This is a genomic window from Eggerthella sp. BIOML-A4, assembly GCF_009875575.1.
Classification (GTDB): Bacteria; Actinomycetota; Coriobacteriia; order Coriobacteriales; family Eggerthellaceae; genus Eggerthella; species Eggerthella lenta.
In genome coordinates, this window is sequence record NZ_WWRX01000002.1 from 24920 (window position 1) to 49350 (window position 24431).

General features: G+C 65.1%; 17 protein-coding genes. 8 read left to right on the forward strand and 9 right to left on the reverse strand.

Annotated elements, in window-relative coordinates; translation table 11 throughout:
* Positions 1-143 precede the first annotated feature (143 nt).
* From GT613_RS01815 to GT613_RS01825, 3 genes are all read left to right on the forward strand, one after another.
* On the forward strand, positions 144-1601 hold the full coding sequence (locus GT613_RS01815) for a helix-turn-helix transcriptional regulator (RefSeq protein WP_086414182.1): 1458 nt from the start codon (positions 144-146) through the stop codon (positions 1599-1601).
* A gap of 129 nt (positions 1602-1730) precedes the next feature.
* Positions 1731-2708: a DMT family transporter gene (locus tag GT613_RS01820; RefSeq protein ID WP_114526435.1), complete on the forward strand. Its 978-nt coding sequence runs from the start codon at positions 1731-1733 to the stop codon at positions 2706-2708.
* Positions 2709-3417: 709 nt separating this feature from the next.
* Positions 3418-4896, forward strand: a complete 1479-nt coding sequence (locus tag GT613_RS01825; protein WP_161172486.1) for a L,D-transpeptidase family protein — start codon at positions 3418-3420, stop codon at positions 4894-4896.
* A 421-nt stretch (positions 4897-5317) separates the two neighbouring features.
* On the opposite strand, the gene GT613_RS01830 is transcribed toward GT613_RS01825, so the two are convergent.
* The 6 genes from GT613_RS01830 to GT613_RS01855 all read right to left on the reverse strand — a co-directional run bounded on the left by GT613_RS01830 (position 5318) and on the right by GT613_RS01855 (position 13699).
* Complete coding sequence (locus GT613_RS01830; RefSeq protein ID WP_021409655.1) at positions 5318-6448, reverse strand: 4Fe-4S binding protein; 1131 nt, start codon at positions 6446-6448, stop codon at positions 5318-5320.
* Between the two features lie 50 nt (positions 6449-6498).
* On the reverse strand, positions 6499-7515 hold the full coding sequence (locus tag GT613_RS01835) for a 4Fe-4S binding protein (RefSeq protein WP_009608505.1): 1017 nt from the start codon (positions 7513-7515) through the stop codon (positions 6499-6501).
* Between the two features lie 9 nt (positions 7516-7524).
* Positions 7525-8190, reverse strand: a complete 666-nt coding sequence (locus tag GT613_RS01840) for a 4Fe-4S dicluster domain-containing protein (RefSeq protein WP_009305380.1) — start codon at positions 8188-8190, stop codon at positions 7525-7527.
* A 346-nt stretch (positions 8191-8536) separates the two neighbouring features.
* Positions 8537-9436 (reverse strand): DmsC/YnfH family molybdoenzyme membrane anchor subunit, encoded by a 900-nt coding sequence (locus GT613_RS01845; protein ID WP_009305381.1) that lies wholly within the window; start codon positions 9434-9436, stop codon positions 8537-8539.
* A 3-nt stretch (positions 9437-9439) separates the two neighbouring features.
* The gene (locus GT613_RS01850; protein ID WP_009305382.1) at positions 9440-10099 is read right to left on the reverse strand and encodes a 4Fe-4S dicluster domain-containing protein; all 660 of its coding nucleotides are present in this window, start codon (positions 10097-10099) and stop codon (positions 9440-9442) included.
* 18 nt (positions 10100-10117) lie between these two features.
* The gene (locus tag GT613_RS01855; RefSeq protein ID WP_035577003.1) at positions 10118-13699 is read right to left on the reverse strand and encodes a molybdopterin dinucleotide binding domain-containing protein; all 3582 of its coding nucleotides are present in this window, start codon (positions 13697-13699) and stop codon (positions 10118-10120) included.
* Positions 13700-13968: 269 nt separating this feature from the next.
* On the opposite strand from GT613_RS01855, the gene GT613_RS01860 reads away from it, so the two are divergent.
* Entirely contained in the window at positions 13969-14784 is an 816-nt protein-coding gene (locus tag GT613_RS01860) for a hypothetical protein (RefSeq protein ID WP_009305384.1), read from the forward strand.
* A gap of 18 nt (positions 14785-14802) precedes the next feature.
* Entirely contained in the window at positions 14803-16737 is a 1935-nt protein-coding gene (locus tag GT613_RS01865; RefSeq protein ID WP_009608483.1) for a UvrD-helicase domain-containing protein, read from the forward strand.
* An 84-nt stretch (positions 16738-16821) separates the two neighbouring features.
* Here the strand turns inward: GT613_RS01865 and GT613_RS01870 are convergent, their stop codons facing one another.
* From GT613_RS01870 to GT613_RS01880, 3 genes are all read right to left on the reverse strand, one after another.
* Positions 16822-17763, reverse strand: a complete 942-nt coding sequence (locus GT613_RS01870) for a hypothetical protein (RefSeq protein WP_009305386.1) — start codon at positions 17761-17763, stop codon at positions 16822-16824.
* A 330-nt stretch (positions 17764-18093) separates the two neighbouring features.
* A complete protein-coding gene (locus GT613_RS01875) occupies positions 18094-18774 on the reverse strand; it encodes a molecular chaperone (RefSeq protein WP_009305387.1) in 681 nt (226 codons plus the stop codon).
* Entirely contained in the window at positions 18767-19594 is an 828-nt protein-coding gene (locus tag GT613_RS01880; protein WP_009305388.1) for a hypothetical protein, read from the reverse strand. Before GT613_RS01880 ends, GT613_RS01875 begins: the two co-directional genes overlap by 8 nt.
* A gap of 200 nt (positions 19595-19794) precedes the next feature.
* On the opposite strand from GT613_RS01880, the gene GT613_RS01885 reads away from it, so the two are divergent.
* From GT613_RS01885 to GT613_RS01895, 3 genes are all read left to right on the forward strand, one after another.
* The gene (locus GT613_RS01885) at positions 19795-20256 is read left to right on the forward strand and encodes a hypothetical protein (RefSeq protein WP_009305389.1); all 462 of its coding nucleotides are present in this window, start codon (positions 19795-19797) and stop codon (positions 20254-20256) included.
* A 296-nt stretch (positions 20257-20552) separates the two neighbouring features.
* Entirely contained in the window at positions 20553-22262 is a 1710-nt protein-coding gene (locus GT613_RS01890; RefSeq protein WP_009608458.1) for a LuxR family transcriptional regulator, read from the forward strand.
* A 919-nt stretch (positions 22263-23181) separates the two neighbouring features.
* Entirely contained in the window at positions 23182-24426 is a 1245-nt protein-coding gene (locus tag GT613_RS01895) for a DUF3662 and FHA domain-containing protein (RefSeq protein ID WP_086414169.1), read from the forward strand.
* The last annotated feature ends 5 nt before the right edge of the window (positions 24427-24431 follow it).

Below are 24431 nucleotides of genomic sequence, written 5' to 3' on the forward strand. Positions count from 1 at the left end.
GCGGCGCGCCCTCCCGAGGCGCTGAGGAAAGCATGCCTCGCATCAGGCGGTTTGTCGCGGGTGAAGTCGCGCGCCGAGGGGTGAATCCGCGTTCACCCCTGCGCTCACCCCTGGTACAATGACACGACGAACAGGAGGTTCCCATGAAATCAAGCGACGTGGTGCGCGCGCTGGCGCCCGCAGATCAGGCCGGCGAGGACGAGCCTCTGTCGGCGCTCATGTACCCGCTGCGCTTCTTGGGGATGGGCCTGCTCATCGCCTGGCTGTGCTGCACGCACGTCGCATCCATCTTCCCGGGCGACGTGTTCGACCCCGCGCTGCGCACCGCATTCGACACGGGCATGCGCATCGGCGACATCGGCACATTCCTCGCGTTCGTCTTGTTCGCGCCGCGCATCGGTCGGCTGAGCAGACACAAGACGTTCTCGTGGGCAGCGGTCGCCCTTACGGCGGCTGGCACGGCGGCGGTGGGCCTCGCGCTCATTCCCGGCGGGGTCGGCGAGGTGGTCATCATACCCGTCAGCATCGTCACCGCCATAGGCGGCGCTGTTCTGTTCTGCCTGTGGGCCGAAGCGTACAGCCAGATGGGAGCCACGCGCACGCTCATGTACGGTGCGCTGTCTTGCATCGCGGCAGCCGCGGCGTCGTTCCTCATCTCCACGATGGAGGCGCCGTTCGGCGTGATCGCCACCGCACTGCTGCCCCTCGCATCGCTCGCATGCGCGCACCTGAGCTTTCGCCTGCTGCCAACCGAGCGCGCCGTGGCGAAGGGAGTGCGCTACCCCATTCCGTGGAAGCTCATCGTGATCATGGCCATTGCGGGCTTGCTGTCCAGCTTCTCAGGCGCGTTCCTCTCGGCCACGGAATACGTCGGCGCCATCCATCGCGTCGCGGCCACCGGCATCGTGGGCGTCGTGATTCTCGTGATGGCCGTTTCGAAGCGCGACCGCTTCGATGCGCGCTTCCTGGCGAAGGTGGGACTGCCGGTTGCCGTCGTCGCATTCGCCGTCATCCCCTTCGTAGCCCCCATGCAGGGCTACATCGTGTCGGTGCTCATGCGGTTCGCTTACGTATGGTTCACGTTCTTCGTGCTGCTGATGCTGGCGAACATAAGCTATCGCTTCGAAGTTCCCAGCCTGCGGCTGTTCGCCATCGCGCGCGCGTCAAGCGAGGCAGCGCTGCTGGCAGGCATCCTGGTGCGACGCGCCCTGTGGCAGACCGACCTGCTGGCAGACCCGATGACGCTCGTGGGGTTCGCCTTGGCCGGCATCGTCCTGGTGCTGGTGTGCGTGGTCATTTGGATGAGCGAGAAGTCCGTGAACGGCGACTGGGGCGCGTCGGGCCTGTCGCTGGCCGACCGGCTGCACGTGCCGGGACCGCGCGAGCGCTTCATGAGCCGCTGCGACGACCTGGCCGCGCAGTACGACCTGACCGCTCGTGAAACCGAGATCATGGGGCTGATAGCCCAGCGGAAGAGCCGCGCCGAGATCGAGCAGGAGCTGTTCCTGTCGCAGAACACGGTGAAGACGCACGTGCGGCACCTGTACGCCAAGTTGGGCGCGCATTCGAAAACCGACGTCATCGCGCTGTTCGAGGAGTGAGGGCGCCGCTCTGCGAGCCCATCTTCGCCCGAAAAACACGCCACAGAGGGCTAATACGTGTTTTTCGGGCGAAGATGTTTCCCGGCGAGGTCGCCGTTGCAAGCCGCGCCCATGCTATGATGCTGCGCTATGGCACGCATCGTGAAACATAGCGCGCATCCTCTTTGGATGTACAAGGCCTTCCTCCTGGTGGCGGCTGCCATCTGGGGATTGGGCACCGTGATCATCAAGTCGACCGTCGACGAGTTCCCGCCCGCATGGCTCGTGGGCGTGCGCTTCACCGTGGCGGGCATCATTTTGGGCATCGTCATGTTGCCGCGGTTCAGAAAAGCGCTGGACCTCGACCACCTGAAAAAAGGCTCCGTCCTGGGTGTGTTCCTATTCCTCTCGTACTGGGCGAACTCCACAGGGCTCACCGACACCACCGCCTCGAACAGCGCGTTTCTCACGTCGCTGTACTGCGTGATCATCCCGTTTCTAGGATGGGCGCTGCGCGGGCCGCGGCCGACGCGCTTCAACATCGCCGCCGCCCTCGTGTGCGTGGCCGGCGTGGGCTGCGTCTCGTTCGCGGGGCTCTCGGGGTTCTCGCTTCGCTTCGGCGACCTGATCACGCTGCTGTCGGCGTTCTTTCTCAGCCTGCATGTGCTGTACACGGCGAAGTACGCGCGCGGTCGCGACATGACGCTGCTCACGGTCGTGCAGTTTCTGGTGGCCGGCGTTCTGGGCTTCGGCGCCGGGCTTACGTTCGAGCCCATGCCCGCGTTCGCCAGCTTGGGGCTGGACACGTGGGTGAGCCTGGGGTACTTGGCCATGTTCGCCTCGTGCATCGCGCTGCTGCTGCAGAACTTCGCCGTCGCGCACGTCGACCCCGCGCCCGCATCGCTGTTCCTGGCAACCGAGTCGGTGTTCGGCGTGACGTTCTCGGTGCTGTTCTTGGGCGAGATCCTCACCGGCCCGCTGTTCGCCGGGTTCGCCCTCATCTTCGCCGGCATCGTGATCAGCGAATACCTCCCCTTGCGCGCAGAGAAGAAACGCCGAGCGCGCGCGATGAAACCGCAGGAAGCGGAAACCTTCCCGTTCGAAGACGACCCCGAGCGGGAAGCATAGCCTTTCCACCTCTCCGCCGCCGATCACCTTGCCAAGCCCCATCCCGATGTTTCACGTGAAGCATCGGGCGCTTCGAGATGCCGCTATCTGGCGGCGCAGGAAACGCGCTAGATTGAGCAGCAAAGCACGCAAGAACCGCGCTGGATCCAAGGGCAACCCGCATGGAATTCGCGTGAGAACTGGGTCAGATTAGCGCTAGATTGAGAAAGATTCGCGCTAGACGTGCGCCATCTGCGCGTAAGACGAGGTCGTTATACTAGGGACACGGCCTTGTCAGGCGGGAGGATAGCACCCTCTTTACATCCATTTCCGATTCTAGATAACGGAAGGGGGTGTCCTCTATGGATGGATTGGTGTTCGACCTTACCGGAGTTATCTTGCAGGTTCTCTGCTTGCTCGCTGCTCTCTGCAACTTGGGAGTGGAGGCGGCTGCGCTTGTTCTGCAAGTTCAGTCGAAAGATAAACCCCGGTCGCCCCAAGGGGACGAACCGGGACCCAAATAAATCCGAACCGCCGAAGCAAGTCCGAGGGCCGTGGGGAGTAAGCAGCTCCCTGCGGCTCGCCTGCATTATACGCGACACGCCCCGTAGCTTCAACCGATTACCGTGATGAGATAACTCACCCTATCGTGGCGAGATGGTTTCCTTTAGAATGGGGCGACGCGCTCGACAAGGACGACGCACATTCGCCTCATCACCCAGGACGCCTTATGAAACACGCCGCACCCGCCGACCAGACGCCCGCTCCTGCAAGCTCGCCTGAAACCACCGCCCGACGGCGTTTCTCGGCGCCCAAGATCATCGGCATCGTCGCGGGCTCCATTGTGGGCCTGCTGCTGATCGCCTACGTGGCCGGCAGCCTTTACTTCACCGACCGCTTCATGCCGAACACCGTGCTGGGGGACCACGACGTGTCGCTGAAAACGTCGTCCGAAGTGCAAGCCATCCTCGACGACGCCTTGAGCGATTACACCGTGGCTGTTTCGGGGCAGGGCTTCTCGATGAAGCTCTCCGCGAAAGATGCGGGCGTCTCGTTCGACGGGCAAGCCATCGTCGCCGACGCGTTGGGCAACACGAACCCCTGGCTGTGGCCGCTCGAAATCGCCCGCGAGCACGACGAAACCGACAGCTTGGCCGCCTCCAGCGGGAGCGGCCTCGCGAACGCGGTGCGCACCGCCGTCGACGAGTTCAACGCCACGGCCACCCCGCCGACGGACGCGGTCGTCGCATTCGACGAGCAGAAGAACGCGTTCGCCGTGCAGCCCGAGGCGACCGGCACCGCCCTCGACGTCGATGCGGTGGCCAAAGCCATCGGCTCCGCCATCGCCTCGATGCAGCCCACGGCCAAGCTGACCGCCGACGCGCTGCAGCAGCCCGTCGTGCCCGCCACCGACCCGAAACTCCAAGCGGCCGCCGAAGCAGCGAACCAGCTGGTCAAAGCCGACATGCAGCTGATGATGGGCGGCGACGTGGCCGCGGAGGTCAACCCGGCCCTCGTCTCCACCTGGATCAGCTTCGACGAGAACCTTACGCCCTCCCTCGACGAGGAGGCGCTCATCGCCTGGGCGAAACAGCTCGAAGCCGCATGCGACACCGTGGGAACCGAGCGCACCTACACGCGCCCCGACGGCAAGGTGATCACGGTGGCGGGCGGCCCGTACGGCTGGCTGACCGACGGCGAAGCGCTGCTCGAACTCGTGAAGGAAGGCGTGGCGAACGGAACCGTCGGCGCAGTGGACATCCCCTGCAAAACCACCGGCACCGCGTACAACGGCGCAGGCGCGCAGGACTGGTCGGCGCGCTACTGCGACATCGACCTCTCCGAGCAGCACGTGCGCTTCTACGATGAAACCGGCACGCTGATCTGGGAAGCCCCCTGCGTCAGCGGCACGCCGAACGGCGCGCACAACACCCCCACGGGCGTGTTCTGGCTCAACCAGAAAGCAAGCCCGTCGGTGCTGAAAGGCACGAACCTCGACGGCTCGAAGTACGAATCCGCTGTGCGCTACTGGATGCCGTTCGTCGGCAACGTCATCGGCCTGCACGACGCCGACTGGCAAGCTGCGTTCGGCAGCACATTGTACCAGCAGGGCCGCGGCAGCCACGGCTGCGTGAACCTCCCCGTCGGATCGGCCGCCGACCTCTTCGGCATCATCCAGTCCGGCGACGTCGTGGTCTGCCACTGGTAGGAGCGAGCGCGGAATGTCGAAAACGAAGCCGGTTCTGCAAGTTTTTCGACTTTGTGGCACGCTTGACGATGAACGACCAGGGGTTTCTCATCAACGCTTCGAGGTGCTTCGTCATCCCGTCTTTCCGCAAAAGCAAAATGCCTGATGAGGGCTTCGGTCTTTCGAGGAAGCTTGCCACAAAGTCGAAAAACTTGCAGAACCGGCTCGGAAACCGACCGGCCGGCTCCAACGCGGATGCTCGATGGCGGATTGCCGCCCGCCGCTCAGCCCGCGTTCACCGTCGCTCGATGCCCGGATCGCCGCCACGCAACCCCATCAGCCCGATCGCTCCGCAACGAAACAGCCCCGCCAACCGGAGGAGGGGGTTCCGGTAGGCGGGGCTTGGGCACAGCGCTCCCGAGCGAAGAGGGAGAGGGAGCGCTTACCTCTCGAAAATGTCTGATCCTTGCATGCGAAGGCGCATGGTGTCCACCATCTGTTGGGCGGTGCCCAACTCGACCGGTCGCGGCGTCATGGCATAGCGATGCACCGCGCCTTCAAGCAAGTACGCAGGGCGAACCTCGTCGAGCAGCTCGATGGCGTTCTCGGGACATACGTCGCGACAGCTGCCGCACTTCACGCATTCGCCGGGATAGTGGTAGACGCCCAGCGTTCCATCGTCGTTGTCGAATTTGCGGATGGCGCCCGTCGGGCAGAACGTCGCGCACATGCGGCACGACGAGCACGCACGACCGTCGATCACCACGCAACCCCACAGGCGCGTCGCAACGCTGGGCAGTACGGGCTGGCCCAGCTGCGCCAGATTGTCCAACAGCGCCTCGCGCCGATCGGGAACGAAATGGGGCAACGTGCCGTCCTTCGTAACGCGCGGAAGCGCAGCGGGAGCCGCAGCCGCAGGAACAGCCGACGAAACCGCCATGTGCTCGTTGCCGCGGCGCTCAGCGAAGTACGCCGCCACGGCAGCCGCTGCCCCATCAGGGCCAACGCCCTCGACACAGGCGCCGGCAGGCACGCCTTCGACCACCTGCACCCGAGCATCGCTTCCCCAGGCTTCGAACAGGGCGTTGGACGTTGCGGCCACCAGGCGCGCCGTGGCAACGCCGTGCTCCTGCTCGCAACGCGAGCAGTCGCCGCATGCAAGCCGGATCCGGCGTACGCCTTCAACCGCAAGCCCGCTGGTCAGCGACTCGTCCACACGTCCCAAGCACACCACGTTCGCCACATGGCCTTCGTCGAGCAACCCGCCCGCCGCACGCCGCAGCTGCTCGCACGCCACCACCACTTCGTCGCCAACCCACGCGCCCAGGCACGCTTGCGCAAGCTGCGCATCGCTGGGGTTGCGCGCTTCCAGCGCGCTCGTGGGGCACACAGTCGCGCACGTGCCGCATCCGATGCACTTCGCCGCGTCCACCCGCAGCTCGCCGTCCACCAGCGCGATACAGCCCGACGTGCATGCGTCGGCGCACTTCAAGCACGCGACGTTGCGGTTGCGCACTTTCGCGCACCGCTCCCGGTGCACCACGATGGCCTCGCTGGACACCCCGTCCAGCACGCCTACGATACTTCGGTTCGACCGCGATCGCTCGCTCGCGCGCCCGTCCATCACTCGGCCGTCTTCTCGTCGATGTCGGCCAGCACGACCGTGCTTGCCTGAGGCCCCGCACCCTTCTTCACCAAAAACGGCATGCTGACCGCCTTCGCCGGACACGCGTCCACACAGGCTCGGCATCGCGTGCAGTCGGCCAGAGTGCGCTCGCCGAAATCGGGATGCCGCAGGTTGATATCGGCCTCGCACGCGATGGCGCACTTGCTGCACGCTGCGCCGTTCACCGTCTCCAGGCACTTCGACTCGTCGATGACCGGCCGCCACGTCTTGCTGAAGCGCGACACGAGGTTCATCAGCCCCGCCATCGGGCAGAACCGCGTGCACCACTTGCGCAAGAACACCAGCTCCACCACTAGCAACAGCGGGATGAGCACCACCGACCACGTCATATCGCCCGCCGCGAACAGGCGCCACACCACCAGCACGGTGGCGAACGTCAGCCCGATGGGGCACACCAGGCAGAACACGGGAAAGCCGAAGATGGCCGTGGACAGCAGCGCGCCGCCCAACACGTAGTGGCGCGAATCCAGCTTCGCACGCACCCCCTTGCACGACGAGCAGCTCCCGCAATCGTGAGAGTACGCGCCGTCGGCCGCTGTCGGAGATCCTTCGACTCGCTTCGCTCGCTCAGGGGATGCCGCCGCCTCGCCCAGCTCGCTCTTCGCGATGCCCAGCATCTCCGAGCGCTTCGCCTGCTCAAGCGCCGTGCGCTTCTTGGGCGAGCGGAAGAACCCGCGCACGCGGTCGAGCAGCGGCACGGGGCAGACCCACCCGCAGAACGCGCGGCCCACCGCCAGCACGAGCACCGCCATGATGACGATGGACACCACCGCGCGCGGCACCACGGTCTTGGTGGCGATCATGGTGGCCAGCGCCCCCAGCGGGCACAACGCCGAGAACGTCTCCCAGCCGAAGCCCGAAAGCGTACCCATGCTCACGCCCGCGATCAGCCCGACGGACAGCACGACGAAGATCGCGGCCGCCACGATGGTGCGCAGCTTGTTCGAGTTCATTGCCGCCTCCTATTCCGCCGACTCGATCGGCTTGACGACGATGGCGCGCTCCTGCGCGCCCGACACGATGGACCCCGCCTTCAGCGATACGCACACACTCTCGCATGCGCCGCACCCGTTGCACTTGTCAGCCAGCACGGACACGTGCGGGTTGGCGCCCTCGCCCGTCAGCTCTATGGCCTCGTAGGGGCACGCGTCGTAGCAGTAACGGCACCCCGTGTCGCGGAATGCAAGGCACTGCGCCTCGTCGATCACGGCCAAACCCAAAAGCGTGTTCTCCGCCGTAGCGTCTGCGGGCAGCGCCAGCGCCTCGGTGGGGCACACCTTCACGCACAACGGCTCCCCGCCGTTCTCGTCGGCGCAGTAGTCGCAGAAATCGGCGTCGAACTTCAGCGCGGGCGAGCGCATGCCCAGCAGCCCGTCCTCGATATGCGCAGGCACGATGACGCCGCGCGGGCACGCCTCGTAGCACTTCTCGCATCGGATGCACGCCGACACGAGGCGCGCCTCGTCCTGCCCTCCCGGCGGGCGCACCAACGGGTTATGCCCCGCATAGCGCAGCGCCCCCAATCCCAGCAGCGCCGCCGTGCTTCCCGCGCCGATGAGCAGCGCGCGCCGCGACACGTCCAACGGCCCCTTCGCCCTCTTCGACGAAATCTCGTCCTCTTCGCTCATGTCTCCTCCTTTGCCCACTGGTCCTTATCAGTCAGCGAGGTTTGCTGTGGTGCCGCATATCGGCGCGTCGCACGGCCGAGCGTGCTTCGCACGAGAGGGGCACGTGCGAAAGCGTCGAGATGGGGTGCCACAGCAGACCGCAGCGTCGGCCCTTTCGTCGTTCGACAGAACGACGAAAGGCAGATGACGGGGCTTCCCTGCCTTGCGAGAAGCGGAGCTGTGCCATTCGAGAAGCCCCGTCCATCACATCTGTTTAAGAGCACCGGCCGCGCTGAGCGGCGCAACCGGTTCGGACGCTCGGACCAAGATCGACCAGAATCTCGGCCCGAGCGCGCCCTTCCGTCTCCTAGTACAAAGCGAAGATGCTGATAGCCACCACGTACAGGATCACGCGCCAGCACAATCCGCCCACGGCGACGCACGCCAGGGCGACGCCCGCGTACGCGGCCAGCTTCTTGCCGGTTTCCACCTTCTTCGCAAGCCACGTCAGCACCAGCGGAGCAACCAGGCCGACGGCCACCGTGCCCAGCCAGAACATCACGGCATTGGCACCGGCGAAGATGCTGCCCACGATGGACGCGCGGTCCACCATGGCCACGTCGGGCAGCGTCGGATCGAAGTAGTACTGGATGTCGGCCGAGTACAGCCCGGCCGAGCCGTTGATGATGAACGCGTAGGTGAACACGGCGATCAGCTGCAGCGCGCCGCCGGCCAAGGCCACCTTCACGCCCAGGTCCTTCGCGCTGTCATCGTTCGTCAAACCGGCGATGACCAGCGCCGTCAAGCCGCCCATGAACACGGTGTTCGCCAAGTAGTACACCGGCAGCAGCGGGGTGTTCCACGACGGCAGTGATGCCATGAGGTAGCTCATGCCCGTGATCACCGGCAGCGCCAGGCCCACGACGATGGCCAGCACACCGCACCATTTCGGCGCCATGCCGTCTTCGGCGCGGCGCATCATCAGGAAGTACAGCACCAGCACCACCGCGAACACGATGCAGCCGATGAACTCCAGCGTGATACCCGAGGTGATGTGGCCGAAGCCGTTGAAGATGCGCTCCCAATGCTGCAGGTGCATGAACACCGACAGCCCGCCGACCACCAACGCCGCCAGCGCGGTGACCAGCGATGCAAGCTGCATCTTCTTGCCCTTGCCCATGACGTTCAGCAGGCCTTGCGCGCCCAGCGCGCCGCCTGCGACGCATAGGAAGAAGGTGAAGAGAATAAGGGGCCATTCAGGATGCATAGTCTACTCCCTCCACTTTCGGCCCTCGCGCATGAGGTACATGAGCTTCGGCTCGTTGCCCACATCCGCAAGATGGTGGATATCGTTTTCGGTGTACGGCTCGACGTAGTCCTTCAGCTTCACGCGCGTCTGGGTCATCTCCTCGTACTGGCAGCCGGGGCTGTCGGGATGCGCCGGCCCCTCGAAGTTGTCGACGCCCTGATCGAGGTCGCCGAAGAAGCGGGCGCGGGCGCCGCACTGGGCCACGCACTGGGGAAGCTCGCCCTGCGAGATACGCTGCTCGCACAGCGTGCATTTCTCCACGACGCGCTCTTCCTGATTGAGGTAGCGCACGCCGTACGGGCACGCCATCGCGCAGAACTGGCAGCCGATGCACTTCGACTTGTCGATTTGCACCGTGCCGTCGTCGCGGATGTGGGACGCTTCCGTGGGGCACACCTTCACGCATTCGGGGTTCTCGCAGTGCTGGCACTGGACGGGAAGGAAGTACATCTCGACGTCCGGGAACGTGCCCGAGCCGCCCTCGATGGGATGCGGGCCGACGCGCAGCGTCTTGATCCAGAACGATCCCACGTCGACGCCGTTGATGGCCTTGCACGCAACCGTGCACGCAAGGCAGCCGGTGCAACGGTTCAAGTCGGTAATGATCGCGTAGTTTGCCATGTGGTGAACCTCCTTCCTTTACTTCGATTTCGAATAAGCGCCCAGCGCGTCGCCGCCCACGCTGCCCACGGCAAGCTTGCCGCCGGAGAGCAGGTCGGGGCTTTGGACGCTCGGCTGGCAGCCGACCGCCGCCATGTTCGCGAACGTGAGCTCCACCTTGGAATCCTCCAGGCGCGGATCGTTCGCCAACCATTCCTTGAGGCGCGGATCGTTTGCGTTCGTGATGACCGGATTGCCTTGCGGGTCGCACGGAACCGGGTTGCCATGCGGCGAGTTCTCGGGCGTCGCGGGGTACACGAGCACCGGCACGCCGCGCAGCTGGGACGCGCCGCAAATCCAACACTGCGCGTACTTGTCCATCGTGCAGTTGATGTTCACCAGCTCGAAGCCGTGCGAAGCGGTGTCGATCTCGGGATACCACCAGGCGTGGTTCGCGTTGACCGTGCCCTCCTTGATGCCGTAGTACAAGTCCACGACCTCGCGGATGGCGCCCCACGGGCTGCGGATCCAAATCCACTGCCCCTGCTCCAACCCCAGGCGCGCTGCGTCGTTGGGGTTCATCTCCAAACGAGGGCTGGGCCACAGCTCGCGGCACCACGGCAGCTGGCGATGCTCGGAGTGGAAGTACACCGGCTGGCGGGAGCCCGTCGTCATGATGAAGGCGCTGTCAGGATGCGCCGTCAGCGCCTCCTTGTACTCCTCCACCAGATGATCGCCCTGGTAGTTGTCGTTGATGTAGGCGTCCGACGTCTTGATCTGGTCGACCAGCGAGGCGTCGAAGTACTCGGGGTTCGATACGCGCGAGTTCTTCGGCTCCACCCAGTGGGGGAACTTGTCGATGTCGGGGATGTTCGGATCGACCGTGTTCGTGCTGGCGAAGGTGGCTGCGCCGTCGGGGATGTACGTTTCGGCGATGGTGGACCACACCTCCACCTTGGCAGTGGGGGTCATGAAGCCGCACTTCTCGTCGATGGCCGCGTACAGGTTGTAGCCGCCCTGCTGGCGACGGTAGCCCATCTCCCAACGGCGGTACGTGCCCCAACGCTCGGGGTGCCACTTGCGGCAGTCGAACCAGCCTTCTTCCTGGAACTTCGCCGCGTACTGCGGGAAGTCGGGGCCGTCGGGGTACTCCTCGGTCTTCCACCAGTCGGTGGCGTCCTTGAGCACGCGGTACTCCTGCTCCTCGTAGCCGACGTTGCCGCCCATCTGCACGAAGTCGTGGTAGTCCAGGTTGTTCCATTCGTCGTATTCAGGGTCGCGGTTGTTCCACACCACGCCCATGGCCTTGTACAGGCAGATGACGGCAACCGGGTCGTAGATGCAATCGCCCATCGGCTCCACGCAGCGCTGCCCGGCACCGAAGATGCCGCCCGCGCCCTGCGACACGCGGCCCGTGTTCACCTCGAGCCAGTGCAGCACGGGGATCACGATGTCGGCGCAGCCGTTGTTCGGGCAGGACCACAGGTTGAAGTCCAGCCAGAAGTCCAGACGGGTGAGCGCCTCCCAAGCCTCCAGCAGGTTGGACTCGTTCATGAAGTCGCCCGACATGCACACGCCGCCGTGGATCTGGTACGGCGTGTCGATGCCGTTGATGGAGTCCCAGATGGCAGCGGAGTCGGCCCATCGGTTCCAGTAGCGCAGCAGCGGGAAGCGCTCGGCGGAAATCTGCTTCTCGTTGCTGTCGAACGACGTCTTGAGCGCCGGCCACGAGCGGCTGGGCTTGTAGGCGCCGCCCTTACGCTCGGCGATCCAGCGCGCCTCTTCGGCGGTGGGAACCTTGTTGCCGTAGCGCTCGGCCAAGGGCGATTTCTCGTCGATGAGGTACTGCACGAAGTTCTGGATCAGCGGGATCTGGTCTTCCACGGACAGGTCGCGCGGGGTGTTGCCCAGCTCCATGGTGCCCACGTCCAAGCCCCAGTCCTTCGGCTCATGGTCGGTCACCAGCATGTTGGCGCGGCCGCAGCAGCCGTCCACCTGGGCCTTCGACGAACCGCGGTTGCCGGCGGGCTCGTCGGAGTTGCCGGTGATGCAGGCGATCAGCTGCAGCGCGCGGGTGTTCTGCACCGCGTGGCCCGTCTGGTCGGGAGCAAGCTGGTAGTGGATGCCGCCGTTGCCGTGCAGCGGGTTCAGGCGCGTCGTGTAGATGCGCACGCCCTCCTCGATCTTGTCGACCGGCACCTCGGTGACCTCGGACACGTACTCCAGCGTGTACTGCTCCAGGCTGTCGGAGAACGCCTCCCACACCGTGTCGGCGCTGATGGTGGAGCCGTCCTTCAGCTTCACCTCCACGCCGCCGGGGAACAGCGCCGGGTTCTTGGGCAGCCCGGCCGGGTTCGAGCGCTTGCCGCCCTCGTTGCCCTCGTCCCAGTAGGCGTCGTACTGCGCGTCGGCCGGATCGGCGAACTTGGAGGGGTCGGGCAGCCAGGCGTCCGCGATGATGGGCTTGTACGGATGCTCGATCCAGGTGCCCGTCGTCGGGATCTTGTGCTTCTCGCCCTCCCACTGGCAGGCCTCGGCATCCCAGTACGTAGGCTTGTTGTTGTTCTCGTCCCAGCAGATGAAGCGCTGGTAGCGGCCCTCGTAGTCCCAGTACTGGCCGATCCACTCGGGGTCGCAGTCGGCCTCGGTCAGGATGCGGCTCTCCATGTCGATGCCGCCGTTCATTTCCATGAACCAACCCTTCGCCGTGCGGCCGTCCTTCTCGGGGTTCCACAAGAACGGGGCGTTCGTCCAACGGCGCACGAACGCGTCGTCGTACGCCTCGTTGTCGAGGATCCACTTGAGCCAACCCAGCGACAGGCACAGGTCGGTGCCCACGCGCAGCGGCAGCCACACGTCGGCTTCCTTGCCCAGCGGCGTCATGCGGGGATCCACCAGGATGTGCTTGTAGGCGCGCTGCGAGCAGTCCACCACCGTACGGTTCGTGGAGTCGTAGTTCGAGTACTCCGACGCGGTGCCCCACTGCACGTACACCAGCGGGCCCTGCTCAACCTCCATCCACGGCGAGCCGATCTCGTCGGTGAGGATGCCGCCGAAGTGGCGCGGACCCTTGCAGATCTCGTAGGCCAGGTGCGCGTTCGGCGTGGGGAAGATGGACTTCAGCGTGCCGTACGGCGGCTGCGCCCACACGCGCGAGGTGCCGCCCATGGCGAAGTTGGCTTCCCCGCCGTACTTCTCCACGATCTCCTTGAACTTGGCACCCGCCTCGTCGAACGCCTCGGCAAGCGTGATGCGCACCCAACCGGGGTCGTCCTCGCCTTTGGGGTTCGTGCGCTTCATGCAGTAGCGCAGACGATCGGGATGGTACAGAGCCAGCATGGACGACTGCGACTTCGCGCAGCAGTGACCGCGGCTGTGAGCGTTGGACTCGTCGCCCTCGACCTTGATGACCTTGTTGTCCTGAACGGTCACCCACACGCCGCACTCCACCTTGCCGCACGCGCGGCAGCAGGAGCGGATGCGCTTGATCTCGCCCGCTGAGGCGTCTTCACCTTCGGCCAACGCCGTCGAAGGCGTTGCTGCGAAGCCCACCGTGGTTGCCGCGGCAGCCATGGCAGAGGCCTTCAAGAAGCTTCGACGACTCAGTGATAGGTTCGCCATGTGCCCCTCCTCTCTTCCTTTTCTCGCTTCGTTCGTCTCTGCCGGAACCCGGCGCGACCATACGCCGGAACCGGTTTCCCCATTCTAGGAACGGAGCAAAAGCCCAAATCATAAGGGGTGGATGGATGAAACGCGCCGATATCATCCCCAAAGGATTATTTTGCTTTTCGCGCCCAACCTATACTTGATGGCAGCGAAGAGGTTGCCGTTCGCGCCCGTCATCCGGGCGTGCGGCAACGGGAAGAAACCTGTGAACGAAGGAGACTGCCATGGCACAACCGCGTCCGTCATTGACGCTGATCCTCGACCTCGACGAGCGCCTCGACAGCGAGGACGTGCGCCTGGAAATCGACCGCTGCTACTCGTACGTAGGGTCGACACTGGTGCGCACCCATCCCGCCTGCGACGGCGAGCCGCAGAACATCATGCGCTTCCTCGTGAAGCTGGGCACGCGCCGCTACCTGCGCGCCGAGGACGAGGGCGCCGACGAGCTGTGGAACGACGTTATGGAGCGCTGGTTCTACAACGAGCTGTACAAGGTGAGTAACAACATGCTGATCTACAACCGCCGCCAGCGCGAAGTGGGCAACCCCCAGCTGGTGTTCGACTGGATCGACGTGGAGCTGCAGAACGGCCAGCTGCATGCGCTGCTGCATTGCGACAACGTCAGCGGCATCCGACCCGAGACCAGCGAGCTTCTGACGCAGCTGCGCGCAGCGTACAACGAAGGCGCGCTGGGCGAGGACGTCGTGCGCGCCTACCTGCCCGCGCCCGCTTCATACGAGGAACAGAAGGCCGCCGGGCTGGCGGCGAAGGCCGAGCGCGACGCGCAGAAGGCGGCGGGGCTGGCTGCGGCAGAAGAGGAGGCCCGGGCTGCGGCCGCGGCGGCCGAAGCCGCGGCAGAGGAGGCGTTTCTGGAGCTGCCGCGTTTGGCCAACGACGCCGCCGAAGAGGAGGACGAGCCCGCTCTTGAGCCGTTCGCCCTGGACGAGCCCGACTTCGAGGTCGACTACCGCTTGTGGCTGATCGAATACGCCGACGGCAGCACGCGCACGTTCGACTCGCACGCCGGAACCCTCGCGTAACCGAAAAGGAGCCTTACCATGATCGAAGCCATCGCCTCCTTCGACGGGCGCATCGCCAAGGTGCAAGGACCTGCGCGAAGCGGCAAGACCGAAGCGCTCGTTCGGCGTTGCGCCTGCCTCGTGCGCGGCGGCGCCGCCCCGGAAACCATCCTCGTGGAAACGTCGAGCGCCGCAGCGGCTCAGGCGTTCCGCCGTCGGCTTCGCCGCGCGCTCGGCCCCGACCTCCAGCACGCCGCCGACGACGTGCATGTGCGCACCGCGCTCGAAACGTGCGTCGCCGTGCTGGACGCGCCCGCCGCGCGCGCCGCCACCGGCCGCGTGCCGCGCCTGTTGAACGATGCGGAGTACAACTTCTTCCTGGAGGATATGAAGACGCTCGGCCAGCCCATCCGCCGTTTGCGCAAAATGCTCGATTTCTTCTATCGCCAGATGAGCGACCTCGAGCCGCGCGACTCCTGGCTCGCAGGCGGCGAAGAGGAAGCCGTGCTGTCCCACCTCGAGCGCGTGCTGGCCTCACGCGGCGCCATGCTGGCGCAGGAAGCGCCCAGCCTGTGCGCCGCGTACCTGCGCAGCGACGCGGGCGAGGGCGTGTGCGGCAGCTACGCCTACGTGCTGTGCGACGACTTCCAGAACATGAGCCGCGCCGAGCAGACGTGCCTGTGCCTGCTGGCCGACCGCCAGCTCATCGCGTGCGGCAACCCCAACCAGCAGCAGGCCGCGCGCGCGTCGTTCCCCTGCGCCGAGGGCTTCGTGCAGTTCGACGCTCGCCGCCGCGACGTAGCCGTGTTCACGCTGTCCGGAGCGCACGGCAACCCCGCCATCGCCGCGTTCGCCGACGGGCTTTGCGACCAGGGCGACATGGATCCCGCCTTCAAAGCGGGCATCGCGAGCGACGCGCAGACGTCGGACGGCATCATGGCCGTCAAGTGGTCGACGCCGGAAGACGAGCTGGACGGCATCACGAAGTACCTGCGCATTCTGCTCGACGGCGAAGAGGACCTGCACGAGAACCGCACGTGCGTGCTCGTGCCCAACAAGCGCTGGGCGCTCATGGCGCAGCAGGTGCTCAAGCAGCGCGGTTTCGCCGTGGCGCTGGCCGGAGCGTTCTCCCGTTTGGGCGGCGACCCGCGCGACAGCGCCCGCGCCCGCGCGCTCGTGGCGTACACGAAGCTCAACCTGCTGGCCGATCCGCGCGACATGACGGCTTGGCGCAGCTGGTGCGGCTTCGACAACTACCTCACGAACAGCGATGCATGGGGCGGCTTGCAGGCTTTCGCCGAAAAGCGCGAGCTCACGCTCTACGACGCGCTCGCCCTGGCCGACCAGCTGGAAGACGAACCGTTCCTGCGCGCGCACGCCCTGGTCGAGCGCTGGCGCGCGGGCCAGGAGCTTATCGCCGCGAACGCCGGGCGCAAGGGCTTCGGCCTGCTGCACGCCATCGGAGCCGACGATCTGCCCGAGTTCGAGGAGACGGCGCGCGCCCTCGTGGGCGACGAGGATGCGGCAGCGATGTTCGCCCTGCAGCGCACCAACGTCACCGATCCCGCGCTGCCCGACGATCCGCACGTGCTGCACGTGGCCTCCTACGGCGCCCTGTGCGGCATCGAATACGACAACATCTTCGCCATCGCCGCCGTGGACGGCTTCATGCCGCGGCGCGATGCGTTCGAGGTGATCAGCACCGAGGAAGACCGCGAGCGCATCATGAACGAAGAGCGCCGATTGTTCTGCAACAGCGTGTCGAAGGCCAGCAAACGCCTGGTCGTCTCCTATTTCAGCAAAGCGCCGCTCGAGCTTGCCGAGCGTGCCAAGATGCAGGTGGTGCGCGTGAAGGCCGAGGGCAACGGCCGCGTGGCCTCGGTGCGTCCCACCGCGTTTTTGGCCGAAGCGGGAAACGCCGCCCCCGTCACCACCGGCGGTCAAGCCCTCCTCGCCCAGCACGGGCTGAACTAGCCGCCAACGCGCCGCCGCCCAGCGGCGCCGCGAAGCTGCCTTCGTACCGGCGCTCCAGACCAAGAAGAGCCTTCCGACGCGCGGCTACGCAGGCTTTCCCTGCCGCATATCCTGCAGCAGCTCTTTCCGCAGCCGGTAGCGCTTCATCATCCAGCTCGCGTCGTTCGGCGGAAGGCGCTTTCCCGTCAGCTTCGCCACCGCACGCGCCGATTCGTCGAACTTCCGAGCATCGAAGAACTGGTCGGGCGTAATCGAGACCACCGTTACTCCCTGGGAAATCAGCGCGCTGCGACGAGCCGAATCCCGCGTCTCGGCCGCGTTGCCGCTGTGATGCTCGCCGCTGTCGTACTCGACGGCAACGTGCCGCTTTCGCCAATACAGGTCGCATTCGAAGCGTTCGCGCTGAACCAACCCCTTCGTCCGAACCTCGATGCACGCGTTGAGCTCGGGAAGGTCCAAGCCGTATCCGCCGATCATCCGCGACAAGCACAAGGCCATGACCAGGTTCGTCTCCATAGGAGATGCCGACGAGTCCGCAATGAAGCGCAGCGCTCGCAGCGCCTTGTTCGACCCGATGCAGCCGCGCGACTTCTCGACGAAGCGCCTGAGCGAGCGCACGTCGGTCAAAGGCGTGCGTTTCCGAAAACCTCGCTTGTCGCCATCGTACGCATATCGCGAGCACAAGAGACAGCCATACCGAACAAGCTCGACCAGCGACAGCTCCGTCGCCATCTCCACGAAGGACCGCTCGGGCGAGCTGATGTACAGCCCGTCGCGCAACCGGACGAAAGATCCAGCCGGAAAACCGGCACTCCACACGTGGCACACGGGGCTGCCCGTCCGCACGCGATCGTTTGCCTGAGCGACCACGACGTGCAGCGGCACCCCAAACGCATCCAGCTCTCCATCCGTATCCCCCATACGAACGCCGCAGATCGGATGGGCGCGCGACGGCGTGGGAACCGGCAACGCATCGCTCACGCGCCAGTACTCGTAGGCAGACCAATATCCGATGTATACGCTCATGGTTGCAGCATACCGGGCGAGCGGACGAATGGCTAGCCGTCTTTTGGGTCCCCGAATCCCAAAACGGGAAAAAGAGCCCTCCGTGCAAGTTTTTCGACTTCGTGGCAAATACGGCAGAAGCCCACCTGGGGTTTTTCGTTCACAGTTCCGACAAGCGCCCCCGCTTCATTCTCCATGGAACGAAAACGCCTGATGAACGGGTTCCCGTTTTCGAAAGCCTTGCCACGAAGTCGAAAAATTTGCACGGAGGGGCCCGAAAGGAACCCGGGCCCGCAGATCGTCTGCAGGCCCGGCGGGAGGGAGGCAATATCGAGAGGTTTCGGCAACCTACTATGCGGCGACTTCCACACTGTCCAGCAGCTCGGCGAGGATGGACGCATCCTCCTCGGCGAAGCCCATGGCAAGCTGGGCCAACCCCTGGTAGAACAACGTGCGCGAGAACAGCCGCATGTCGTTGGTCAATAGCGGAAGCCAGTTCAGCAGGTGGTCGTGCAGGAAGGTCCGCTGAGTGCGCAACTGCCCCACGGCCTCGTCCTCGTCGCCTGCCGCCAGCGCCTCGGCCGCGCGCAGGCTCATGCGTTGCATGAACTCGAACTCCAGCGCCACGTGGTCCTCGCCCTCGTTCCATGCGCCACGCTTCAAACCGTTCTCGCGCAGCGTCTGCAGCACTTCGGCGCGCGCCTCCTGCATCATCAGGCGACGTTCGGAGGTGTACACGCTCTCGTACGGATAGGCGGCCGAGTACGCGTTCACCCCGTGACCGATGAACGTGCGCACGAAGTCGATGGCGAGCTCGGTGACGCTGTCGTCCCATGCGGTTTTCAGATAGTCGTACAGCAGATGGTACCCTTCGTCCACCTTCGCGTTGCCCGTAGCGGTGGGGAAGCGCATGGCTTGCAGCTCCCGCAAGGAGTCCGCGTCCACTTCCTCGCGGAACAAGTTTGCCAGCAGGCCGTACGTTCGAGCGCGCATGTTCATGAGCGCAACCAGGTCGACGGTTTCCTCAGACATGGTTCTCCTCCTTCTTCGCAGCGGCGGCTGCTTCCACCGAAGGCAGCATCGCACGTCCCAGATCGGTCAGACGCCACGCGTGCTCGCTCCATTCCAGCGCATCGGTGCGCTCCAGCATGTCGATGAAATGGCCGCCGAAACGCCGCGGGCTCTTCACCTCGTCGAACGTGTCCACCAGGTCTTCTATCTCGGGTTTCGTGCACGGACGCTCGTCGACGGCGCACATGACCGCGCGGTACACCTCCACGTAACGGCTGTCGCGATCGAGCACGATGTCGCGGAACGCAGAGCCCTGCGTCAGCCTCTCGTACAGCGCGCTTCCTTCTTCGGTTGTGCGCCACACAGGGTCGACGCGTTCTTTGATCTCGAGAAACGCAACGCCCTCCTCCATGTCCTCGTGCGGCTCGGCGGCTTCGGGCATCTCCAACGTCAAGGCGCCGGCACGTTCGAGCATGCGGCACAGCGTCATGGGCGCGTACACCGAGCGGTTGCTGGCCTGCGCCGCTTCCACGTGCTCGGCCACGCGGCTCGCCGCGCACCCGCCGCGGCACAACCCCATGATGCTCAGCAGCACGGGCCGGCGACCGGGGTTGTGATCCAGCAGCTCCAGCACGGCAGATTCCACGCCGCCTTGGCGCTTGGGGGTGTACACGGCTTCGCGCTGCATGCTCTGGGGCATGTTGCGCATGGTGGGATAGTCGACGGTATCAAGCGGGTTGTCGTCGTCCATGTCCTCCTGGTCGATCTCCAGATCGTCGGCCATCAGAGGATCGAACTCGTCGTCCAAGCCCAGCACGTCGTCGAACGATACGGTAGGCATCATTCCTCCTTCTTCTCTCTTCGCTGCGTTCGAGTATAGGGGCTGCGCGCGACGGCTCATCATCCTACAAGGCGTAATTACGCAGGGATTCGCGCGCATCATACGCCGGGGCCGCGAAATCACCTTGACGCGCGCTTCGCCGGCTCCCTATAATCGGGGCGCGTTGCGAGAAGCGGGGCTTCTTAGGAAAGGAAGCTCCAATGGCCAACGTAGCTTGGGGCAAGAAGATTCTTGCCGTTGCGGTTCTGAGCTGCCTGTGCGCCTCGATCGCGGTTCCTGCCTATGCGTTCTACTACGTCCACGGCGAAGAGAACGTTGCTGCAACCAGCAAGGGCGTCATCGAGGTCACGTGCACGGTGGACGAAACCGCTCAGGGCGGAGGCGTGAAGACCTCGCTCATCATCGTTCCCGAAGGCAGCACCGCCGCTGCTTGCCTGGACGAGAGCGTGGTTTCCAGCAACAGTCAGAACGGCCTTGCGGCCATTCACGACTACAGCGTCTCCAGCTTGGCGGACGAGCTGTCCGGCAAGCAGTACACGTGCACGGTGCACAAGGCCGACAGCCAGAAGCCGGGCACGCACACCGCGTTCGACGGAAGCGGCACCGAGGGCGAGAGCACGCCGCTCGAGCGCTTCGACAGCGTGGTGTTCACGGTGGCGTAATCCGCCGCGCGGGGGTTCGGACGACCAGCCGGGCCCCCGCACACCTCCCGTTCCGGCTCGGCAAGCGCCCCGTTATTCTTCACAAGCCGGCCCGATGCAGCACCGCGACGCCTCAGCACGCCCTCGAAAGCAGACGGGCGCCCTTCCGAACATCATCCTCAGAGGATTATTTTTCTATTACCCCAGATCAAACGTTTGCGCATCGAGCGCAAAACCCTGATCGACTCGCTCACCTCGCTAGAAAAAACAACCTCTGCACGGTATGATGATGCCCAGGGAATCAAGGAGGGGGCTTCATGGGGATTCGCGTTCCTCGCATCACCGTCAACGCCGACTTCGGCGACGACACCGCGTTCGGCGACCTGAGCTTGCTCTCGGTGGGCTACGGACTGCACCAGGCTTGGGTGTACGCCGTCATGTTCGGAACGCCCACCATCTTCGGCACGCAAACCTACGTCACCGGCATGTACGGCAGCCACGCGTCGCTGCCGTTCCTCGTCTCCATCGTCGTGTTCGGGCTGTGCCTGTTGTTCGCCGGCATCACCGACCAGCGGCTGTTGAGGACGTACATCTCGAAGAAGACGCTTGCGGCGGGCGCGGCGCTCATGTCGGCCGGAACGTTGCTGCTGCTTGCGACGCCCGTGATCAGCGGCCCGGCGCTGGAAGCGGTGTCGGGCGTCATGACGGGCATCGGCTCCGCCATCCTGATTCTGTTCTGGGGCGTCGCGTTCGCGCGCTGCGACAGCGCTTCCATCGTGCTGAACTCGTCCATCGCCATCTCCATCGCCATCGGGGTGTACGCCATCGGCCTGCATTACGGGCCGTTCCCCATCGCCGGCATCCTCGCGGGCATCATCCCGCTGCTGGAGCTCGCCATCCTCTGGAACAAAACGCCGGCGCCGTATTCCGAGCGCAACGAGGTTCCCATCTTCAAACCGCTTCCGGTGAACCATGCCAAGTTCTTCCTGCGCTTCGGCATTCCCGTGTTCGTGTTCGGCGTGGCGTTGGGCACGCTGCGGCAAACGTCCATCCAGTACATCGTGCCCGCCTCGAACGTAGGCGACCAGATCGCCATGCTGCTGGCCGCCGGATTCGCCTCCGTAGTCATCCTCGTGACCATCGTGGCCCTTGGCGGCGGCGACAAATGGAGCCGGTACTTCCGCCCGCTCGTCCCCTTCATCGCCGTCACGCTGTTCTTCCTGCCGCTTTCCGAAATGAGCGACAACACGTTCGCCACCATGTTCTTGGTGATGGGCTACCTGTGCTTCGAGGCGCTGATGTGGATATTCTTCGGCGAGCTGGCGCAACGCTTCCGCTTGTCGCCCATCTACGTGTTCGGCCTGGGACGCGGCATGTTGGCGCTGGCGGGGCTGGCGGGTTCGCTGTTTCCCATCGTGGCGGCGAACTGGGTGCATCTGCTTCCGTTCGGCGAACAGGGCGTCATCGTCATCGTGCTGCTGATTATGGTGGTGGCATACGCGCTGCTGCCGCGCGAGCGCGAGATCGAGGCCATCGTCGCACCGTGTCCGCTGGTGAAAGCCGTGTCGTTGGAATTGAGCGACCGCGTGCGGCCGCTAGGGCAAGCGGGATCGGCCGGCGAGGGAGCCGCCGCGGCCGCGCAATCTGGAAACAACGCGACGGCAGCGACCAACGCGCCTGCACCTGACGCCGAGATCGCGCCCGAACCCGAACCGACCGCGCGGCGCGCCCCTTCGCTGCTGGAACTCAGCAGCGCACGCCGAGCAGACGAGGGCGAAGAGCGAAAGGGAGGCGGCCGCTTCCGCGCGAAGTGCGAGACGGTTGCCAACACCTACCTGCTTTCCCGGCGCGAGACGGAGATCATGTTCTTTCTGGCGAAGGGGCACAACGCCGCGTACATCCAGGAAAAGCTCTACATCTCGGAAGGCACCGCGAAAACCCACATCCGCCACGTCTACAAGAAGACGAACGTCCACAGCCAGCAGGAGCTCATGCGCCTCGTCGAGCTTGCGGATCCCGCCGAATAGCGAGCTTGCCCCTCGCCGATTGCAGCGCGCGGCCTCCGCGACCGCTCGCAAATCCCGCGTTCCGTGCACAAACCTGGTCGTCGATCCGCAGGCGCGTTCGCACGATCTCGACACGCTCGCGCGGTTGCACGGCGTTCCCCTTCGCCGTCGTGCAGTTCGCGACGCAAGGTTTGCCTCACCCCAGCTCCCGCTGAAACGCCAGGCGCCTTCGCGCTCGCACAACCGCACGACATCCCTTGCAGCTACGCCGTCAACGCGAGCAAGAAACGGTTTTCGAGGGCGCTTCTGCAAATTTTTCGACCTTGTGGCAACGCCTCTTATTCATGAGATGTTCTGACCAGGCTTTTCTCCGCATCTCAAAAGCGCACGCACTACCGTGACAAATCGGCGAACACCTCGACCAGGGAAAACGATTGCCGCGCGTGCCACGAAGTCGAAAAACTTACAAATACGGGTCGTATTTCCGCTTTGGGTACGCAACCGACCGTCGACGCGCGACTACGAGGGAGAAACGCAAGCTCGCACCACGGCGCAACGAGCGCGCAAATTCGTCAGCAACCTCGCGTAGCCCTGCTTCCCAATCGTCCACGCCTTCGCGCAAACCCCGCCTCTCAGCCACCCGCACTCCGGCGTAACCCCTGCTTCCCAATCGTCCGCACCCTCGCAGATCCCGCTTCCCTATCGTCCACGCCCTCGCGCAAGCCCCGCTTCACAATAATGACGATTGCGTAAAGGATGGGGCGCGGGCAGGGGGTTTATGGCAAGATGGAACATTGCATAGTCATATGCAGGGACACACGAAGTAACCTGGTTGCGTTTGGGCACGCGATCGCGCGGAACACGCCAGCGCGGCGTTGCCTCCCGTGCGCGAACCCGGCATCCGCCGAGGTTCGAGCCACGCACCATTAAAGGAGATGCAATGGGCTTTCTTTCGAGATTCGAAGGCAGGATGGAAGACACGTTCGAGGGCGCTGCCGACAAGATGTTCGACGCTCCCATCTCGCCGGTCCAGATAGCGAAAAAGGCCGAGAAGCAGATGCGCCGCGAGAAGATGGTTGGCGCCGGCAAGCAGTACGCCCCCACGCTGTACACCGTGCTAGTGAACCCGGACGACGACCGCCGCCTGATGGGTTACTACCCCACGTTGGCGGGCGAGACGGAAACGTACCTGACTGCGAAGGCCTCCGAACAGGGCCTCGTGATGGACGGCCAGCCGCTCGTGCGCTTCATCGTGGACGAGGACCTGAAGCACGGCAAGTTCGACATCATCGCCGAAGCGGTGGCCGCTCCCATCATCGCACAGCTGCGCGCCGAGGAGATGCATCGTTACGGCCTGGCCGCCGCTCCCGCGCCCGGCGGGTACGGCGCCCCCGCGCAGCCCTACCCCGCGCAGCGCCCTCAGGCGCCGGCTCCGCAGCAGTACGGCGGATACAACCAGGACTACGCCGCCCCGGCTCCCGCGCCCGCCCCGTACGGCGGCTACGACCAGTACGATCCCCAAAGCCAGTACGAGCCCGCGCCCATGAACGTGGACGCGTACGGCCAGCCCCAGCAGCTCCCCTACGTGCCGGAAGACGAGATCGACCGATCCATCGACTACGGCGAGTACACCTTCGACAGCCGCGACTTCGACGAGCAGCGCGACAGCATCCAGCCTCTCGACCGTCCCGAAGCCGTGGATCCGTTCGCCATCGGCGCAGCCGCAGCCGGTGCGGGAGTCGCCGCCGGCGCCGTTGCCGGAGCGGGTATGGGCGCCGCGACGTCGCAGCCCTACCCCGCCCCGCAGCCGCAACCGCAGGCCCAGCCGCGCATGGCCGCCGAAACCGTCGTGTTCGCCGGCGGGCAGCAAGCGGCGACCCCCATGCCCGCGCAGGCCGCGGTGCGCGCCCGCCTCATCGACACCACGAACAACCGCGCGTACGACCTGGCGTCGGCGCGCCTGCTCATCGGCCGCGAGTCGAAGAACGACATTGCCGTGCACGACGTGAACGCATCGCGCACGCACGCCGAGCTGCGCTTCGAACCGCAAGGCGTATGGACTATCACCGACCTCGGCTCCACGAACGGCACCCTGGTGAACGGCCGCGAGGTTGCCACCCAGCCGCTCTCCGAAGGCGACCGCATCACTATCGGCATGACGAACTTCATGTTCACCCAAGCCTGAGCGGA

Excerpts from the sequence above, each read along its gene's own strand:
- GT613_RS01815 (WP_086414182.1), top strand. The coding sequence starts at position 144 with ATGAAATCAAGCGACGTGGTGCGCGCGCTGGCGCCCGCAGATCAGGCC.
- GT613_RS01820 (WP_114526435.1), top strand. The coding sequence starts at position 1,731 with ATGGCACGCATCGTGAAACATAGCGCGCATCCTCTTTGGATGTACAAG.
- GT613_RS01825 (WP_161172486.1), top strand. The coding sequence starts at position 3,418 with ATGAAACACGCCGCACCCGCCGACCAGACGCCCGCTCCTGCAAGCTCG.
- GT613_RS01835 (WP_009608505.1), bottom strand. The coding sequence starts at position 7,515 with ATGAACTCGAACAAGCTGCGCACCATCGTGGCGGCCGCGATCTTCGTC.
- GT613_RS01840 (WP_009305380.1), bottom strand. The coding sequence starts at position 8,190 with ATGAGCGAAGAGGACGAGATTTCGTCGAAGAGGGCGAAGGGGCCGTTG.
- GT613_RS01845 (WP_009305381.1), bottom strand. The coding sequence starts at position 9,436 with ATGCATCCTGAATGGCCCCTTATTCTCTTCACCTTCTTCCTATGCGTC.
- GT613_RS01850 (WP_009305382.1), bottom strand. The coding sequence starts at position 10,099 with ATGGCAAACTACGCGATCATTACCGACTTGAACCGTTGCACCGGCTGC.
- GT613_RS01855 (WP_035577003.1), bottom strand. The coding sequence starts at position 13,699 with ATGGCGAACCTATCACTGAGTCGTCGAAGCTTCTTGAAGGCCTCTGCC.
- GT613_RS01860 (WP_009305384.1), top strand. The coding sequence starts at position 13,969 with ATGGCACAACCGCGTCCGTCATTGACGCTGATCCTCGACCTCGACGAG.
- GT613_RS01865 (WP_009608483.1), top strand. The coding sequence starts at position 14,803 with ATGATCGAAGCCATCGCCTCCTTCGACGGGCGCATCGCCAAGGTGCAA.
- GT613_RS01870 (WP_009305386.1), bottom strand. The coding sequence starts at position 17,763 with ATGAGCGTATACATCGGATATTGGTCTGCCTACGAGTACTGGCGCGTG.
- GT613_RS01875 (WP_009305387.1), bottom strand. The coding sequence starts at position 18,774 with ATGTCTGAGGAAACCGTCGACCTGGTTGCGCTCATGAACATGCGCGCT.
- GT613_RS01880 (WP_009305388.1), bottom strand. The coding sequence starts at position 19,594 with ATGCCTACCGTATCGTTCGACGACGTGCTGGGCTTGGACGACGAGTTC.
- GT613_RS01885 (WP_009305389.1), top strand. The coding sequence starts at position 19,795 with ATGGCCAACGTAGCTTGGGGCAAGAAGATTCTTGCCGTTGCGGTTCTG.
- GT613_RS01890 (WP_009608458.1), top strand. The coding sequence starts at position 20,553 with ATGGGGATTCGCGTTCCTCGCATCACCGTCAACGCCGACTTCGGCGAC.
- GT613_RS01895 (WP_086414169.1), top strand. The coding sequence starts at position 23,182 with ATGGGCTTTCTTTCGAGATTCGAAGGCAGGATGGAAGACACGTTCGAG.